The organism is Brachybacterium sp. AOP29-B2-41 (genome assembly GCF_052378395.1).
Classification (GTDB): Bacteria; Actinomycetota; Actinomycetes; order Actinomycetales; family Dermabacteraceae; genus Brachybacterium.
In genome coordinates this window covers 42,243-59,739 of record NZ_JBQSXR010000002.1, presented here as the reverse complement: position 1 = coordinate 59,739, position 17,497 = coordinate 42,243, and the positions used below count along the sequence as shown (strand labels likewise).

15 protein-coding genes are annotated in these 17,497 nt (G+C 70.3%); 9 read left to right on the top strand and 6 right to left on the bottom strand.

Going from position 1 to position 17,497, the window contains the following annotated elements:
• Positions 1 to 107: 107 nt before the first annotated feature.
• Positions 108 to 1,094: a GNAT family N-acetyltransferase gene (locus ACT3T9_RS02490; RefSeq protein WP_444599395.1), complete on the bottom strand. Its 987-nt coding sequence runs from the start codon at positions 1,092 to 1,094 to the stop codon at positions 108 to 110.
• Positions 1,095 to 1,422: 328 nt separating this feature from the next.
• On the opposite strand from ACT3T9_RS02490, the gene ACT3T9_RS02485 reads away from it, so the two are divergent.
• Positions 1,423 to 2,268 (top strand): C40 family peptidase, encoded by an 846-nt coding sequence (locus ACT3T9_RS02485; protein ID WP_444605891.1) that lies wholly within the window; start codon positions 1,423 to 1,425, stop codon positions 2,266 to 2,268.
• Positions 2,269 to 2,363: 95 nt separating this feature from the next.
• Here ACT3T9_RS02485 and ACT3T9_RS02480 read toward each other — a convergent pair whose 3' ends face one another.
• A complete protein-coding gene (locus ACT3T9_RS02480; RefSeq protein ID WP_444502212.1) occupies positions 2,364 to 2,972 on the bottom strand; it encodes a GNAT family N-acetyltransferase in 609 nt (202 codons plus the stop codon).
• Between the two features lie 313 nt (positions 2,973 to 3,285).
• Between ACT3T9_RS02480 and ACT3T9_RS02475 the strand changes: the two genes are divergently transcribed.
• From ACT3T9_RS02475 to ACT3T9_RS02455, 5 genes are read left to right on the top strand one after another with little or no spacing between them, the layout of a single operon-like run.
• The gene (locus ACT3T9_RS02475; RefSeq protein WP_442332030.1) at positions 3,286 to 4,656 is read left to right on the top strand and encodes an acyl-CoA dehydrogenase family protein; all 1,371 of its coding nucleotides are present in this window, start codon (positions 3,286 to 3,288) and stop codon (positions 4,654 to 4,656) included.
• Complete coding sequence (locus ACT3T9_RS02470) at positions 4,653 to 6,404, top strand: ABC transporter substrate-binding protein (protein ID WP_442332029.1); 1,752 nt, start codon at positions 4,653 to 4,655, stop codon at positions 6,402 to 6,404. The genes ACT3T9_RS02475 and ACT3T9_RS02470 overlap by 4 nt, the downstream gene beginning before the upstream one ends.
• Before the next feature lie 4 nt (positions 6,405 to 6,408).
• Positions 6,409 to 7,470, top strand: a complete 1,062-nt coding sequence (locus ACT3T9_RS02465) for an ABC transporter permease (RefSeq protein ID WP_442332028.1) — start codon at positions 6,409 to 6,411, stop codon at positions 7,468 to 7,470.
• A 4-nt stretch (positions 7,471 to 7,474) separates the two neighbouring features.
• A complete protein-coding gene (locus ACT3T9_RS02460) occupies positions 7,475 to 8,377 on the top strand; it encodes an ABC transporter permease (RefSeq protein WP_444502213.1) in 903 nt (300 codons plus the stop codon).
• A complete protein-coding gene (locus tag ACT3T9_RS02455) occupies positions 8,374 to 10,083 on the top strand; it encodes an ATP-binding cassette domain-containing protein (protein ID WP_442332026.1) in 1,710 nt (569 codons plus the stop codon). The genes ACT3T9_RS02460 and ACT3T9_RS02455 overlap by 4 nt, the downstream gene beginning before the upstream one ends.
• Positions 10,084 to 10,090: 7 nt before the next feature.
• On the opposite strand, the gene ACT3T9_RS02450 is transcribed toward ACT3T9_RS02455, so the two are convergent.
• Complete coding sequence (locus ACT3T9_RS02450; protein ID WP_444502214.1) at positions 10,091 to 11,224, bottom strand: glycosyltransferase; 1,134 nt, start codon at positions 11,222 to 11,224, stop codon at positions 10,091 to 10,093.
• A gap of 10 nt (positions 11,225 to 11,234) precedes the next feature.
• Positions 11,235 to 12,383, bottom strand: coding sequence for an NAD-dependent epimerase/dehydratase family protein (locus ACT3T9_RS02445; RefSeq protein WP_441443625.1), 1,149 nt, complete (start codon positions 12,381 to 12,383; stop codon positions 11,235 to 11,237).
• 147 nt (positions 12,384 to 12,530) lie between these two features.
• On the opposite strand from ACT3T9_RS02445, the gene folP reads away from it, so the two are divergent.
• A complete protein-coding gene (gene folP, locus ACT3T9_RS02440; protein WP_442332025.1) occupies positions 12,531 to 13,529 on the top strand; it encodes a dihydropteroate synthase in 999 nt (332 codons plus the stop codon).
• 305 nt (positions 13,530 to 13,834) lie between these two features.
• Here the strand turns inward: folP and ACT3T9_RS02435 are convergent, their stop codons facing one another.
• Positions 13,835 to 14,644 (bottom strand): serine hydrolase domain-containing protein, encoded by an 810-nt coding sequence (locus tag ACT3T9_RS02435; RefSeq protein WP_441443623.1) that lies wholly within the window; start codon positions 14,642 to 14,644, stop codon positions 13,835 to 13,837.
• Positions 14,641 to 15,504, bottom strand: a complete 864-nt coding sequence (locus tag ACT3T9_RS02430; RefSeq protein WP_441443622.1) for a serine hydrolase domain-containing protein — start codon at positions 15,502 to 15,504, stop codon at positions 14,641 to 14,643. The genes ACT3T9_RS02435 and ACT3T9_RS02430 overlap by 4 nt, the downstream gene beginning before the upstream one ends.
• A gap of 292 nt (positions 15,505 to 15,796) precedes the next feature.
• Here ACT3T9_RS02430 and ACT3T9_RS02425 point away from each other — a divergent pair, with 292 nt between their 5' ends.
• Both ACT3T9_RS02425 and ACT3T9_RS02420 read left to right on the top strand, forming a co-directional pair.
• A complete protein-coding gene (locus tag ACT3T9_RS02425) occupies positions 15,797 to 16,543 on the top strand; it encodes a L,D-transpeptidase family protein (protein ID WP_444502334.1) in 747 nt (248 codons plus the stop codon).
• Positions 16,544 to 16,777: 234 nt separating this feature from the next.
• The gene (locus tag ACT3T9_RS02420; RefSeq protein WP_444502335.1) at positions 16,778 to 17,491 is read left to right on the top strand and encodes an FhaA domain-containing protein; all 714 of its coding nucleotides are present in this window, start codon (positions 16,778 to 16,780) and stop codon (positions 17,489 to 17,491) included.
• Positions 17,492 to 17,497 lie beyond the last annotated feature (6 nt).

Here is a 17,497-nt window from a genome sequence, read left to right as displayed (position 1 = left end):
CCGACGCGGCACCGACGCCAGATTCTCGTCATAAGCCGTCATAGTCGCGGCCCGAAGAGGAAGCGGGAAGAGATCCGTGCGGAATAGGTCACACCGAGCAGTCCCGCTCAGCCGAGCTCGCCCTCCAGGATGCTCAGCACGTCCGCCTCCCGGAAGCCGAGCGCCCGGTTCAGGGAGAGCATCGGGGCGTTGTCGAGCGCCGTGTAGGTCTGGATCCAGCGTGAGGACTTCGCCTCGGGAACGGCAACGAGATTCTCGAGGTTGGCGAGCTTCAGGGCGCGACCGATGCCCCGGCCGCGGTGCGCGCGGTCCACCAGGGTGTCGTCCTGGGTGAGGATCTCGGGGTCATGACGGTTCACGAAGAGCTCGGTGTATCCGACTGCGACTCCGCCGTCGTGGGCGAGACCGCGCACGAGCGCCCAGCCCTGAGCGTGCATGCGCTGCTCGTTGCGGCGGATCTCGTTGACATCGGCGCGGGAGGCCGGGCGGGTGAGGTCGCCCATCGGCACGTCGGCCTCCATCTGGGTGGTGAGGCGCGCCCAGTCCTCGAGGAACTCCTCGGGGCAGGCGCCCTGCCAGGTGCGCACCTCGATCCCGGGCGCGGGGCGCGCCTCGGCCTGCAGCAGCGCGGGGTCCAGCGGCAGAGCGAGCAGCAGGCGGTGCTCCTGATTCGCGACGCGCAGCCCCTGCGCGCGGGCGAAGGCGACGCCCTCCGCGCTGTAGGTCTCGGCCTGGACCACCGCGGCGTGACCGGTCAGCGCGCCGCGCACGGCAGCGGCGAGCGCCGTGCCGATGCCCTGGCGACGATGTGCCGGGAGCACGGAGATCTCGACCTCGGCAGGGTCCCCGGGGTCGACGTCGGCCCCGGCTGCCCCGACCAGCTCCCCCTCGTTCTGCGCCACCAGCAGCACGGACAGGCGCCCGGGCTTCGGGTCCGCGAAGCGGGCAAGGATCGTCTCCTCGCTCGCCCACCAGGCCGCTTCGCGCCCAGCGTTGAACCCCTCCCCCAGCACGGCGTTCCAGGCGAGCAGCGCCTCACGGTCGGTGCGGTCGACAGGGCTGATCTGCACGGGGCTGTCCTGGGCTGTGCTCATCGAGCCATCCCACCACATCGGGGCCCGCTCTCCCAGCGTTCTTCGCTCCCTTCGCACCTGCGCCGCACGTGTGCCGCAGGTCATCCGCAGAGGTCAAGTCACACCATGTCGAGGCCATCTGGGCCGCCCCGCAGGCCAAGGGCCGACAAATGCTTCTCTTCGGCCGGTTCACGTCTCTTCACGTGCGCGGGAGCCGCTCCTAGTGTTGATCTCGCATTCCCCGGGCTCTCCGGCTGTGGGCCCGCTCCCACAGGATCTCACCGCTCCCCGAGAGCCGCGTCGCGGAATGCACCAGACCACCAGCAGTACGCGAGAAGGACCAGACCCCATGGCACATCTGAACACGCACCGCGCAGTCGGCCGCGCTGTCACCCCGCTCACCGGCACCCACCGCGCGGCGCGCGCTCTCGGCGGCAGCGCCGTGCTCGGCACCGTCCTGGTCGGCGCCGCCTTCGCCGGCGGCACCTCCGCGATGGCGAACGACACCGCACTCGCCGGCGGCGATGAAGACCCCAGCGCCGCCCATTCGGCTCCCGCCGCTTCTGGCTCCGACTCCGGCAGCTCGTCCCAGAAGCTGCGCCAGGGCGATTCCGGCGAGGCCGTCGAGGCGCTGCAGTCCGCGCTGAACGCTCAAGGCGCAGAGCTGCCCGAGACCGGCTACTTCGGCTCCATGACCGTCGCCGCGGTCCAGGACTTCCAGGCCGCGAACGGCCTCCAGGTCGACGGCGTGGTGGGCCCCGAGACGCACGGCGCGCTCGGCGGCGCCCCCTCCTTCGGGGGCTCCTCCGCGGGCGCGCCGACCGCCGGTGCGACCACGGTCCCGACCTCCATCACCTCCGGGACCGGCAGCGCGATCGTCGACGCTGCCCGCTCCGCCGTCGGCACCCCCTACTCCTGGGGTGGCAGCTCGCTCGGCGGCATGGACTGCTCGGGCCTGGTGAACCACGCGTACGAGGCCGCCGGCATCGAGGTGCCGCGCACCAGCAGCCAGATCGCCGCCCAGGGCCGCAGCATCTCCCCGTCGGAGGCGCAGCCCGGCGACCTCGTCGTGTGGCCCGGCCACGTCGCAATCTACGCCGGCGACGGCCAGATCATCGACGCTTCCGGCTCGAAGCAGCAGGTCGTCGAGCGCGGTCTATGGGGCAACCCCACCGGGTTCGTCACCTACCGCTGATCCCGCCGTCGGTCCGCACGCCGACTCACCGAGGCCCGGTTCCGCCGCACGCGGGGCCGGGCCTCGCCCATGCCCCGCAGGAGGGGCCAGAGCGCTCAGCGGCGCAGACGGTGCTCCAGGGACGCCTTCACACCGCTCCACTCGTCGGCCAGGATCGAGTAGACGACGGTATGGCGCAGGGTGCCGTCAGGCATGATCCGGTGCGCGCGCAGGATCCCATCCTGCTGCGCGCCGAGTCGTTCGACGGCGCGGCGTGAGGCGATGTTCAAGTGGTGGACCCGGAACTCGACGCCGAGGCAGCCGAGCTCCTCGAAAGCATGGGTGAGCAGGGTCAGCTTTACTGCGGCGTTGATCCCGGTGCGGTGGATCGAGGCTGCCAGATAGGTGGTGCCGATCTCGAGGCGTCGGTCCCGCAGGGAGATGTTCAGGAAAGACGTGTGGCCGACCACCCGCTCGCTCGCCCGGTCGATCACGGCCCAGGAGGCCGTCGTCCCGGCGGTATCGGAGGCGCACTGCGCGGCAACGGCCTCCGCGACCCGCTCCGGAGCCGGGACATGGGGCGCGTAGGGGATCTTCCAGATCTCCCCGTCGGCCACCACGTCGCGCAGCCCGTCCACGTGCTGCTCGCCGAGCGGCTCGAGCCGCACCCGTGGGTTCTCGAGCGGAACGGGGCGGGGCTGAGGCATGGGGGCAGTGCTCGTCATCCCTCGATCATGCGGGTGAAGAGGCAATGGCGTCGATCCTTCCCGTATGCCGACACCGGTCTCGCGGCGCCGTGTTCGCAGTCCTGCTCGCGCGGCGCCCTGCTTGCGATCTCGTTCTCGCGACGTCATCTTCGCGATCTCCGTCGCGCCGCGTCACAAACCTTGGGAGTGGGCCAAGCGCTACTTATGCTCGGCTGCGTCCTCCTCGGAGGGCCCCCGCATTCCGCCCCCGACCTCTCCCCGCGTTCCCTGCGTTCACCCGCGGCGCGCGAACGACCTGGACGTCGACCCCACTTGAAAAGGTGCCCCACCGATGACTGAGACCCTTCACGAGGCAGCCTCCGCTGCGAGACCGGTCGACGGTTCCTTCGATGCCTCGGGGAACGACGCCGCTGCCCGGGGCTCCGCCTCTCGAGACGTGACGGACTGGGACGCCACGGACTGGGATGCGACGGCCTGGAATGCAGCGGCCTGGGATGCCCTGCTCACCGAAGCGGCCCGGCAGGTGCGGCAGCGCGAGACCGATCATGTCCTGCCCCGTGCACTGCTGGCACGGCTGCTCCAGCTCGGTTTCGGGCGAGTCCGGGTTCCGGCGGCGCACGGTGGGTTCGGGTGGTCGCTGCGCGAGACCTTCGAGCACCTCACCGACCTCGCCGCCGCCGACTCCCACCTGGCGCACCTCTTCCGCGGGCACTTCGTGCTGCTGGAGGAAGTAGCGCTGTTCGCGGAGCCCGCGGAGCGGGATCTCTGGTTCGCCCGCGCTGTGGCCGGGGACTTCATCGGCAACGCCCAGTCAGAGAAGTCCGAGACGCTCGACATCGCCACCACCCTCACTCGCGAGGGTGACCGGCTGGTGCTCAGCGGCACCAAGTACTACACGACCGGCAGCATCTACGCGGACTGGATCGACCTGCTCGCCACCACCGAGGACGGTGACGTGGTGCTGGTGACGGTCTCCACCGACCAGCCGGGCGTGGTCTGCGAGGACGACTGGGACGGGTTCGGCCAGCAGCTCACCGGCACCGGCACCACCCGTTTCATCGGCGCCCTGGTCGACCCCGCGCACGTGCGCGGCACCGACCGCTCCACTGTCGAGGGCCAGCTGCGGCAGGGACTGTTCCAGCTGGTCCTGCTCGCGGTGATCGCCGGGATCGGTCAGGCCGCGGTGAGCGAGTCCGTGACCTATGTCCAGGGGCGCCGCCGCCTGTTCGGTCGCCTGGGTGCCACCGAGGTCCGCGAGGACCCCCTTGTCCAGGACACCATCGGCTCCGCCTCCTCAGGGGCCTTCGCCGCCCGCACCCTGGTCCTGGCCGTCGCCGACCGCTGGGATCAGATCATCGAAGGTCATCGGCGGGGTGCCGCCTCGGAGGCGGACTTCCGGCAGGCCAAGCGCGATGTCTACCGGATCCAGGGCGAGATCGTCGACCGGGTGCTCACCCTGACCACAGATCTCTTCGAGGTCGGCGGCGCCTCGCAGGTGTCTACGCGCCACGGCTTCGACCGCTTCTGGCGACATGCTCGCACCGTCGCCTCCCACAACCCGATGAAGCAGCGGCGCCGGCTGATCGGCGCCTACGAGCTCGGAGTCGAAGAGAGCGCCGAGCAGTTCGGGGACGTCGCACCAGCGACTCCCGCTCCCCCTGCCACGCCCCGTGACCTGACCGCACCAGGAGCCCACCGATGAACGACGAGACCCGTCCCGCCGAGCACGACCCCGCCTCCCAGCGACTCGAGGAGGCCCTCGCCCGAGCCAGCTCCGAGGACGGCAGGATCCGTCGGCGACGCATGATCGGCGGCGGAATCGCCGCGGTCGCCGTGGTCGGTGCGGCCTCCGCCTGGGGCTTGGCCAGCCGTGGTGGGGCCGACGCCACCGCCTCGGGCAGCGCCACCGCCGGCAACGCCACCGGCAGCCCGGTGAGCGGGGGGACCCTCGTCTACCTCGACGCCGAGGCGAGCCGTTCCACCCAGCCGCAGGGCGCCGGGACCTGGCAGGACTCTGCCTACCTCGAGAACATCGCCGATCGCCTGATCTGGAAGGATCCCGCCACCGGCGAGCTGCAGCCCTACATCGCTGAGAGCTGGGAGATCTCCGCGGACGGCCTCACCTACACCTTCGCCGTCCGTGAGGGCGTGACCTATTCCGACGGCACGTCGCTGGACGCCGCGAGCGTGGCCCGGAACCTGCAATGGCAGGCCGCGGGCGATGACGCCAAGGGCATCCAGCCCTCGGCCCAGTGGCCGCAGCTCGAGGGGATCAGCGTCGCGGGCAGCACCGTCACGGTGACCCTGCTCGAGCCCTACGCCGAGTTCCTCGACGTGCTCTCGGGATGGGCCGCCGTGCTCGTCGCGGACGCCACGATCGATGCGCCTCTGGAGAGCCAGCAGCAGATCACCGGGATCATCGGCAGCGGCCCGTTCACCGTCGAGAGCGAGAAGTACGGCGAGAAGATCGTATTCGTGCGGCGGCAGGGCTACGACTGGGCCCCGCCGAGCCTCGCACATCAGGGCGAGGCGCGCCTCGAGCGCCTCGAGGTCCACGCCGTCACCGACGACACGGCCCGGCTGGGAACGCTCCGCTCCGGACAGGCCGATCTGATCCGCTACCTCCAGCCCGCCGACGAGCTCCAGCTCGCCGAGGATCCGTCCTTCCAGATCCTCTCCGCGCAGGGCATCGGCGCGACCAATCACTGGCAGCTGCGGGTCTCGATCCCCGCGCTGCAGGACGCGCGCGTGCGCCAGGCGCTCCAGGTCGGCATCGATCGCGCCTCCCTGGTCAGTGACCTGTACACCGAGAACTGGGCGGTCGCCCGGAGCGTGGTCACCGAAGACGCCTTCGGCTTCGTCGACCTCAGCACCCAGCTCACCTACGACCCGGTGAAGGCCGCTGCACTGCTCGATGAGGCAGGATTCTCGGATCTCGACAGCGAGGGCTATCGCCGCCGGGACGGCGAGCGCCTGTCGCTGGTCACCGTCATCGATGTCTACGACTCGACTGCCAAGCCGCTGTACCAGCTGGTCCAGGCCCAGCTCAAGGAGCTCGGTGTCGAGCTGTCGCTGCGCGACGCGGACTATTCCCAGGTCTCCGAGGCCTACGCCGCCCCCGACGTCGCCACGGTCCGCTCCGGCTGGCCCTATCCGGCGACCTGGGCGACGCTGCGCACTCAGTGGGCGGCCGACGGCACCGACGCCTTCTCCCTCGACGGCGCCGATCCGACCCTCGATGAGCTGCTCACTGAGCAGGCCACTGCGACGGACCCCGCCGAGCGGTCCGCCCTGCTGGCGGAGCTGCAGCACCACGTCATCGAGAACGCCTATGTCCTCCCCCTGCTCAAGGACTCCCAGATCTTCGCCGCGCAGAGCGATGTGCAGGACTTCTCCTGGAGCGCCGAGGCGCGACCGCTGTTCTACGCCACGTGGCTCGATCGACCGTGACCCCGTGAGGAGAACCCCCACCATGCGCTCCCGCTATCTCATCACCCGGATCCTCCAGGCCATGCTGGTCGTGGCCATCACCTACCTGCTCACCTACTGGGTGCTGTTCGCCCTGCCGGGCGATCCGGTCGCCAACCGCCTCGACAACCCCCAGAACCCGATCCCGCCCGGGCAGGCGAAGGCGATCATCGAGTACTACAACCTCGATCAGCCTGCCCTGCTGCAGTTCCTCATCACGGTTGGGCGCCTGTTCCAGGGCGATCTCGGCTATTCGCTGGGGACCGGCCGCGCCGTGAGCGACATGGTGATGCAGGGGCTCGGCTCGACGCTGCTGCTCGCCCTCGCGGCGCTGGTCGTCGCCGCAGTGATCGCGGCCTCGGTGGGGCTGCTCGCGGTCTTCGCCCCCTGGGAGCCGGTGCGCGGCCTCGCCCGCCTGGTGCCGGCGCTGTCCCTGGCCACGCCCAGCTTCCTGATCGGTCTGCTGCTGCTGCAGATCTTCTCCTACCAGCTCGGCTGGGTCTCGTCTCTGGACACGGAGAGTCTGTCCAGCCTGATCCTCCCCGCGCTGACCCTCGGCATCGCCGCCAGCCCCTCGATCACCCAGGTGCTCATCCAGGGGCTGACCGAGGCGAATGGGAGGCCCTTCGTCCGGGTGCTCCGCTCACGGGGCCTGTCCCAGGGGTCGATCGCCGCCCGGCATGTCATCCGCAACGGGTCGATCCCGGCGCTGACCCTGCTGGCCCTGACGATCGCGGATCTCATCGCCGGCTCCGTGATCGTGGAATCGGTCTTCCACCGCGCAGGGCTCGGATATGTCACCGAGCAGGCGGTGCGCTCGCAGGACGGACCCATCGTGCTCGCCGTGGTGCTACTGGTCTCCTCGCTGTACTCGCTGATCAACCTCGCCACGGACCTGCTGTACCCGGTGATCGACCCCCGGATCAGCATCACAGAGTCCCGCCTGGGAGCCGACGCCCGGGCCACTCGCTCTGCCCAGCCCGCCCAGCCCGACCGGCCTGCTCGCTCTGCCGAGCCCGCCCAGCCCGTCCTGACCGAAGGAGCGTGACCCCGTGACGAGCATCCACTCCCCGACGGTACCCTCGACACGTCCTGCGCCACCCCGCGCCTCCCGTGGCCTGGCTTCCCGGGCTCGGATCTCCCCCGGTCTGGCCTCTCTCGGCGTCGTCGACATCGCGGCGATGCTGCTGCTGGCGCTGCTGGTCATCGCGGTCCTCGCACCCGCTCTGCTCGCCCCTGGCGACCCGCTCAGCGCTGCGACCGCGCAGGCTCTGGATGGCCCCTCGCTCACCCACTGGCTGGGCACGGACTACCTCGGCCGCGACCTCTACACCCGGATCGTCCACGGGGCGCGGACCTCGCTCAGCGCCTCTGCCGTCGCCGTCGCGGTGGGTCTTGCGGGCGGTCTCGCCCTCGGCATCATCTCGGGCTACCTGGGCGGCTGGGTCGATGCGGTGGTCAGCCGACTGATCGATGTGCTGCTGTCCGTGCCGGGCCTGCTGCTGTCGATGGTGATCATCGTGGCCCTGGGCTTCGGAGCAATCAATGCCGCGATCGCCGTGGGCATCTCCTCGATCGCGAGCTTCGCCCGGGTGACCCGCGCGGAGGTCCTCACCGTGCGCACCTCCTCCTATGTCGAGGCGGCGCAGCATCAGGGCTCCTCGCGCTCGCGCACCCTGGTCCATCACATCCTGCCCAACGCGGTGGGCCCGGTCGCCTCGCTGATCCCGCTGCAGTTCGGCGGCTCGATCGTCTGGATCTCCTCGTTGAGCTTCCTGGGCTTCGGCGCCGTGCCCCCGCACCCGGAGTGGGGGCTGCTGGTGGCCGAGGGCCGTCAGTACCTGCTCTCCGCCCCTTGGCTGCTCCTCGCTCCGGGAGCGGTCATCGTCATCACCGTGCTCGCGGCATCCCATCTGCAGGGTGTCCTGGGAAGGATCCGGAGGACCACCGCATGACCACCCATCACCTCGATCTCGATCTCACGCTCCCCGCCGCCGTGGCGACCACGGCCACTGCGCGTCCCACGAACGCTGCGCCGCCCGCGGTCACTGCACCGCCCGCGATCTCGGTGGATTCCCTGAGCATCGGCTACTCGAGCGGTGGCCGCATCGTCCCCACGGTCATCGAGGCGTCCTTCGACGTCCCCACCGGCAGCACCACCGCGCTGGTCGGTGAATCAGGGTCGGGCAAGACCACGATCGCCTCCGCGATCAGCGGTCTGCTCGCGGACAATGCACGCTGGCTGACCGGCGGCGTCCACCTGCTCGGCCAGGACGTCTCCCGCCTCGGCGAGCGCGGCTGGCAGGCGGTGCGGGGCAGCATTCTGGGGTATGTGCCGCAGGATCCGCTGGGCTCGTTGGACCCGCTGCAGACCGTCGGAGGGCATGTCGCCGAGTCGGTGCGCCAGGCCCGCGATGTTCCCCCGCGGGAGGCGCGACGAATCGCCCGGGAGCTGCTGGAGACCGTGCACATCGCCGATGCGGAGCGGAAGCTCGCGGCATATCCGCATGAGCTCTCCGGCGGCCAGCTCCAGCGCGTCCTGATCGCCGGTGCCCTCGCCGGGAACCCCAGCGTGCTGATCGCCGACGAGCCCACCTCAGCCCTCGACGTCACGGTGCAGAAGCGGGTGCTGGACCTCCTCGAAGAGCTGCGCGACGAGCTGTCCCTGTCGGTGCTGCTGATCACCCATGACCTGTCCCTCGCCGCGGAGCGCAGCGATCGGGTGGTCGTGCTGCAGCACGGCCGCGTCGTCGAACAGGGCTCCTCCGCGCAGGTGGTCGCGAGCCCGTCAGCCCCCTACACGCTGCAGCTGTTCCGCGACGTCCCCGCGATGACGCCGCAGAAGTACGCGGCGGCGCGAGCCACGCTGCAGACCCGGCGGGAGAGCCTCGAGAGCGAGCCCGCGGTGCAGGTCACCGCGCTGGCGAAGTCCTTCGACGGCGTCCACCGGGTGCTCGAGGAGGTCGACGTCACGGTGCGGCGCGGCGAGATCCATGCGCTGGTCGGAGAGTCGGGATCCGGGAAGACCACCCTCGCCCGGATCATCGCCGGGCTGACTGCTTTCGACACCGGCACGGTGGAGGTCTCGGGAACGCCGCGGCCGCGCATTCCCGCCGCCGTCAACCCCGATCCGTCCGCGCTCCAGCTGGTGTACCAGAACCCGCTGGCCGCGCTCGATCCGCGCCGTCGCGTAGTCGACCTGGTCGCAGAACCCCTGCGCATCGGCGGGACCGCGAAGGCGGAGGCGCGTTCCCGCGCCCAGGCGCTGCTGCGACAGGTCGGGATCGCCGAGGAGACCGCGGCGCGGCATATCGGCCGGCTCTCCGGCGGCCAGCGTCAGCGCGTCGCGATCGCTCGGGCGCTGATCCTCTCCCCGTCCACGCTGGTGCTGGACGAGCCCACCTCCGCGCTCGACGTCACCGTGCAGGCGCAGATCATCGATCTGCTCTTCGCGCTGCGCGCCGAGGATCCGGCGCTGACGATGCTGTTCATCTCCCACGACCTGAGCCTGGTGCGACAGATCTCCGATTCGATGACGGTCCTGCAACGGGGCCGGGTCGTGGACCAGGGCCCGGCCGCGGAGGTCTTCGCCGCGCCCTGCTCCGCGTACACGCGTGAGCTGATCGACGCGATCCCCCGGGCGCCGAGGGCCAGGGAGTGACCGAATATCAGCCGGTGATCCCGGTGCGGTGCTTCTCGATCGCCATCTCGTAGTAGCGCAGCAGGTCATCGGAGGCGTTCTCCCAGGAGAACTTCTCCGCCTCGGCGCGGGCAGCCTCGCGGATGCGCCCGCGCAGCACCCCGTCGCCGAGCCGGACCAGCGCCGCGTCCAGGCTCGCCTCGTCCCCGGAGTCGAACAGCAGCCCGTCCACCCCGTCGGTGACCTGTTCCATCGTCGGCCCCGAGCGGGCGGCGACCACGGGGAGCCCGGAGGCCATCCCCTCGAGGATCACCAGGCCCAGCGTCTCGGTGACCGAGGGGAAGATGAATCCGTCGGCGCTCGCGAAGGCGCCCGCGAGCTCCTCGCCCTCCATGAATCCGGGGAACAGCGTCGAGGTGCCGGCGAAGAGCTGCTCGAGCTCGCGCCGGTACGGGCCGTCCCCGACGATCGCGAGCGCCACGTCCTCGCGTCGTTCCATCATCGGTCGCAGCGTGTGGATCTCCTTCTCCGCAGCGAGGCGGCCCACGAACACCAGGAGCTTCTTCTCCGGGTGCCCCTGGGTGAGGCGCTCCCGCATCTCCGCGGAGGCGAAGCGGGGATGGAACGCTTGCGTGTCCACGCCGCGGCGCACCACGTGAAGATTCTGGATGCCCTGGGTCGCGAGCTCGGCGCGCATCGTCTCCGAGGTGGCGATGTTGATGTCCGCGAGCGCGTGGTTGCGCCGGATCTGCCACCACACGGGGCGCTTGCCCCAGCGGTAGGCCCGGTAGAGGTCCAGGTAGCGCGGGATATGCGTGTGATAGCTCGCGACCAGCGGGATCCGCTGCCGATGCGCGGCGAAGGCCCCCGAGGAGGCCAGCAGCAACGGCTGGGCGGCGTGGACCACATCCGGGTGGAAGCCGCGGATGATGCCGTCCACGGTGGGGTTCGGCAGAGTGAACCGGCGGTGCTTGTAGAACGGCAGGGTCACGGGCTTGACCCCCACCACCCGCGCCCCATGATGCTCGGTGACACCGAGGTCGGGCGCGATGACCATGACCTCGTGGCCGAGCTCGGTCATCCGCTCGACGGCGTGGCGGAGCCTGGTCACCACGCCGTCGACCGACGGCAGGAAGGTCTCCGTGACGATCGCGATCTTCACGGGCTGCGGGTCACTTCCAGGTGACGGTGGGCATGACCAGCTCGCGCTTGACCCGGTCGGTGTTGTTCATCGCGACCTTGAGGACCTCGGTGAGGTGCTCGTCGGTCAGCAGGTGCGGCTCCAGACCCAGCGAGAGCAGGCTGGTGTTGACGGCGTTGTAGTAGTGGTCGTACTTCTCCACGCGCGGGTTCTCCATGCTGGAGACGGTCACCTCGTTGCCGAGGTCCGCCGCGACCTTCTGCACCTTCTCGGCCAGCTCCTTGACGGAGAACTGCTCGGTGAACTGGTTGTAGACGCGGAACTCGCCGACGTCCGCCGGGTTCTCGCAGGCCAGCTCGATGCAGCGCACGGTGTCCTGGATGTCCAGGTAACCGCGGGTCTGGGAGCCGTTGCCGTAGACGGTGAGATCATGGCCGATGGCCGCCTGGACGATGAAGCGGTTCAGCGCGGTGCCGAACACGGCGTCGTAGTCGAAGCGGTTGACCAGGCGCGGGTCCAGGCGCGTCTCGGCGGTCTCCAGGCCGTAGACCACGCCCTGGTTCAGATCGGTGGCGCGGATGCCCCAGATCTTGCAGGCGAACATGATGTTGTCGCTGTCATGCACCTTGGTGAGGTGGTAGAACGAGCCGGGCTGCTTGGGATAGGGCAGGCGGTCCTTGCGGCCCTTGTGCTCGACCTCGAGCCAGCCCTCTTCGATGTCGATGTTCGGCTGGCCGTACTCGCCCATGGTGCCGAGCTTGACGAGGTGGCAGTCGGGGGCGAAGTCCTTGATCGCCCAGAGCACGTTCAGGGTGCCCTCGATGTTGTTGCGGTGGTTCTCGATCGCATGGGCGCGATCGATCATCGAGTAGGGCGCGGAGCGGTGCTCGGCGAAGTGCACGAACGCCTCGGGCTGGACGTCCCGGATGACGGCGGCGGTGGCGTCATAGTCGGTGAGGTCCACGATCCGGGCGGCGATGTCCTTCCCGGACACCTCCTTCCAGACCTCGACCCGCTCCTGGAGCGGGAGGATCGGAGTCACGGAGTTCGAGCCCAGCTCCACATCGATCTCGCGGCGCACCAGGTTGTCCACAATGGTGACGTCGTGGCCCTTCTGCGAGAGGTACAGGGCAGTGGGCCAGCCGCAGAATCCATCTCCACCGGCGACGACGATCTTCATCTCGTGAGTCCTCCATCAGGTCAAAGTCCCGGCGTGCGAAGGACGACGCAGCCGGATTGTGCACTTCCGTGTCCACCCATAACGTAGTGCAGGTCGGGCACCGCTCAAAGACGCGGGGACCCGGCCTGAACCGCGGAGGAACGGACCATGAACAACGCACTGGACGAGAGCGCGACACGCCGCGCTCCCGTGGCCGGATCCACTGTATCGCCCGCACCCGAGCGGACGCCGAGTGCTCCACGGCCTCTCGCCGCACCGCGCTCCACCACCTCCCTTCCCACCGCACCCACCGCACCTCGGCCGCTGCCGGACACCGCCCGCCGGGTGCTGGTGATGGGCATCGTGAACCGCACCCGTGATTCCTTCTTCGACGAGGGCCGCACCTGGGCTCTGGAGGCCGCGGTGGCCGCCGGGCTCGAGGCCGCCGGCGCCGGCGCGGACCTGATCGACGTGGGCGGGGTGAAGTTCGCCCCCGGGGACCCGGTGCCGGCGCCGGAGGAGATCGAGCGGGTGGTCCCGGTGATCGCCGCGCTGCGCGATGAGCTGCCCGAGCACGTGCTGCTGTCGGTGGACACCTTCGACGCCGAGGTGGCTCGGGCCGCGATCGAGGCCGGGGCAGACCTCATCAACGACACCACCGGGCTCTCGGATCCACGGATGGCCGCCACGGTCGCCGAGACCGGAGCCTCCCTGGTGATCACCCATTCCGTGGCACAGCCCCGTCAGCCCCTCCCCCGGCCGCATTACGACGACGTGGTCACCGAGGTGCGAGACTTCCTCGCCGCACGTCTCCAGCGCGCGCTCGAGGCCGGGATCCCCCGCTCGCGAGTGGTGCTCGATCCCGGGCCGGACCTGAACAAGAACACCCTGCAGACCCTCGAGCTGTTGCGCGGCTTCGAGCAGTACTCCTCGCTCGGCCTGCCGATGCTGGCGGCGCTGTCACGCAAGGACTTCGTGGGCGAGTCGCTGGGCCTGACCAAGGAGCACCGCCTGGAGGGCTCGCTCGCAGCCGCGGCGTGGACCATCCACCACGGCGCCCGGATCCTGCGGGTGCACGACGTGGAGGCCACGGTGCGCCTGGTGCGCATGCTCGAAGTGCTCGCCGGCTGGCGCGACCCGGCCGGGCCGCTGGTCCACAACACCTGACCCGGCGGTCCGGTTCAGCCCGGGTCCTGCTCCCGCCCGGTCCTACTCCCGCCCCGGCCCAGATCCCGCCCTGCCCAGCTCCCGCCACGTCCCAGCTCCCGCCACGCCCCAAAAAGTACCGCTGATATGGGACCTTTCGTCACGCGGCATCCGGCGCCCCTCCGCGACGCCGAGAAAAGTGCCAAATTATGGAACTTTTCGCAACGTAGCCAACGGGAGCGGACGGGGCAGCCGATCGGGGAGCGGCTCGACGGGGTGGAGCGCGCCGACGGGGTACGCGGCACCACCGAGCCCCCTGAGCCCCGTCAGCCCCCGTGCGCTGTGAGCACGGCGTCGGCCAGGCGGGGCATCACCTCTCGGTGGGCGTCGCAGAAGTCGTGGGAGGTGCCGACCACCAGCGCGAGCCCGGCGACGGGGTCCACCCAGAAGGCGGTGCCGCGCATGCCGAAGTGGCCCACGGTGGCCTCGCTGTTGCCGGTGCCGGTCCAGTGGGGGGACTTGGCGCCGCGCACCTCGAGGCCGAGCCCGAACGGGTTGGGGGTCTGCTTGCCGAAGCCGGGCATGATCCCCACCAGCTCGGGGAACTGCACGCCGGTGAGCTCGGCGAACCAGCGGGGCTCCAGCAGTGTGGGCTGCAGCAGCTCGGCGGCGAAGAGGGCGAGGTCGGTGAGGGAGCCATGGGCGCCGACGGAGGCCGAGCCGCTCCATTGCAGGGAGCCCATCCCGAGCGGTTCGGCGATGCGCTCCTGGATCCAGTCGCCGTAGTCGCGGCCGAGCGCCCGCTCGATGTGTCGTGCGGCCTCGTCGATGCCGTAGTTGGAGTAGTGACGGCGCAGGCCGGGGGCCTGCAGCGTGCTCTCGGACTCGTAGAAGTAGCCCGAGGCGTGGGCGAGCAGGTGGCGCAGCGTCGCGCCGGGAGGGCCCGCCGGGTCCTCGAGATCCACCGACCCCTGCTGCAGCGCCAGGGCGGCGCCGCAGCCGGTGAGCGCCTTGGTGACTGAGCGCCATGGGCGCAGCCTCTGGACGTCGCCGCGCCGTTCCCGCTCCCCCTCCCGGCCGAGCACGATGGCTGCGGCCTCGAAGCCGAAATCGTCGAGCAGGTCCAGGGCGCTCATCGCGCGGTCCCGCTCCCGTCGCCCCAGTGCGCGAGGATCTGATCGGTGAGGCCGGGCCAGATCCGCACGTGATCGGGACCGAACGGCTGCGCGCCGAGGAAGGCTGCGGTGAGTCCGGCTGCCGGGTCCACCCAGAGGAAGGAGCCGGACTGGCCGAAGTGCCCGAAGGTCTCCGGCGAGGAGTGCGCGCCGGTCCAGTGCGGATTCTTCCGGCCGCGGATCTCGAAGCCCAAGCCCCAGTCGTTGGGCTTCTGCCGCCCGTAGCCGGGGAGGATTCCCGCCAGCCCCGGGAACTGGACCGCAGTCGCCTCGCGCCAGAGGTCCTCGGGGATCAACGTGGGCGCGAGCAGCTCCCGTCCCACGGCCAGCAGGTCGCGGATCGAGCCGCGGTAGCCGGCGGCCGGCGAGCCGGTGACCTCGAGGTCGGTGAGGTCGAGCCCTGCGACGACGGTCTGCTCCATCCAGTCGGCGTAGTCGTAGCCGGTGGCCTCCTCGAGGTGCGCGGCGAGCACCTCGAAGCCGGTGTTGGAGTAGATGCGGCGGGCGCCGACAGCGCCGACGGTCTCGTCGCCGTCGAAGGCGTAGCCGGCGGTGTGGGCGAGCAGGTGGCGCACGCTCGCTCCCTCCGGGCCAGCGGGCTCGTCGAGGTCGACGAGGCCGCGGTCCACTGCGATCAGGGCCCCGATCGCGGCCAGCGGCTTGGAGACGCTCGCCAGGTCCCAGACCTGCGCGTCATCGCCTTGGAGATGCAGGGTGCGCTCGGCGTCGGACACCCCCACCGCATGCGCGAAGTCGATGTCGACGGGGATCTCGGGCTGGGTCTCGGTCTCCACGCGCTCAAATATGGCACATCCGAACATGGCACATCCGCCTCGAGCTGTCCGCCTCGAGACGTCCGGGCGGTGCCGCCGAGGGGCCACGCCCCGTCAGCAGTCCAGAAGCCCCCGCCTCCTTCGATGCCATTTCGTGACGTGACCGTTTTGTCGCCCCGACCAGGAGTGCTATCGATTGCTCCCGGGAAACCTCAGGAGCTGCAGCTTTTTCCTCTTGTTTACCTGTTCTTGGCGTGCACATGATGTAGCCGATCGCTCACCGACGAGCATCCCGGACCCACGGTTCGCCGAACCGCCGGCACCTGCATGAGGGGGAAGAATGAATCACCTGGACATCACCCGGAGACCGGAGCGCGCCACCGGCGCGCTGCTGCCCATCGCTGCACCGTCCCGGCGCGCCCTGCTGCTCGGGGTGGGCACACTGGGTGCCGGGCTGGCACTGGGCACCGGCGCCGCGGACGCCGCTCCGCCCACGCTCCGCAGAGGCAGTCGGGGATCTGCCGTCAGCTCGCTGCAGCGGAGGCTGAACGACCTGAAATACTGGGCCGGCACAGCCGATGGCAGCTTCGGCCACCTGACAGAGCAGGCGGTGTTCGCGCTGCAGAAGGCGGCAGGTCTGGGGAAGGACGGAGTCGTGGGTCCGAAGACATATCGGGCGCTCGATGCCGGCACCCGGCCCTCACGCAGGATCACCACCGGCGTGGGCTTCGAGGTCGATCTGAAGAAGCAGATCATCATCGCCACCACCGGCGGCTCACTGGCCTACATCCTCAACACCTCCACCGGCAGCGGCGAGCGCTACTACTCCGGGGGTCGGTGGAAGACGGCGACCACTCCGCGAGGAGACTTCTCGATGTACAGCCTGTACAGCAGGGGCTGGCAGAACGGTCCGCTGGGCAACCTCTACCGCCCCGGCTACTACGACCGCGGCTGGGCGATCCACGGCTCGACCTCGATCCCCACCTACCCGGCCTCGCACGGCTGCTGCCGGATCTCCGTCGACGCGTCGGACATGCTGTGGCAGCGCTCCTGGTTCATCAAGGGGCGCCGCGTGCTCGTCTACTGAAGCGCAGCCGAGCCGGACTGCTGAACCGGCCGGGGAGGGGTGGCGCCGCCGTCCCTCCCCTCCAGGGTCGCGCCTCTTCACGAGCCCTGCACGATTTCCTCGCCGCTCCCGCGCCCGGCGGTCCCGGCAGGGACCTGCTCTCGCGATACGATCGGGTGGCGAGCAGCCTCATCGACCCACTTCGTCGATCGGCGCTCGCCCATCTGTCAGCCACTGCGAGAGCGAAGGACCACCGTGGGGATCTTGGATCGGATCGAGCGCGGCCTCGATCGCGGCGTGACGAGCGTCTTCTCGCCCGGCCGCGGCCAGCTGAAGCCGCTCGACCTGGCACAGGGGCTCAAGCGAGAGTGCGATGACCAGATCCAGGTGCTCGACCGCGCCCGGACCCTCGCCCCCAACGTCTACACGATCTACCTGCACTCCCAGGACTACGACCGCTTCGACTCCTGGCAGGACACCCTCCTCGACGAGCTGCAGCGGGTCCTCACCGAGCATGCCGACAAGCAGCGCTATATGTTCGTCGGCGGGGTCTCGATCGAACTGGCACGCGACGACGAGGTGCGCACCGGCCGGTTCGAGACCGAATCCCGCACCGAGCGCGGCAGCGTGGCCCCGGCCACCGGTGCCGCGCAGGCGGGGGCCGGCGGCAGCCCGATCATCGAGATCGACGGGCAGCAGTACCTGCTGACCGGCCCGGTCACCGTGATCGGTCGCGGCGGCGATGCGGACATCATCCTCGAGGACACCGGGGTCTCCCGCCATCACCTCGAGCTGCGCGCCGAGGCGGATTCCACCCTGATCGCCACCGACCTGGGCTCCACCAACGGCACCTTCGTCGACGGCGAGCGGATCCGCACGCCCGTCGCCCTCCATGACCGCTCGCTGCTGAAGATCGGCCGCACCCGCCTGACCGTGCTGCTCCCCGCTGCCGGCCCGGTCAGCTGGTGAACGCCC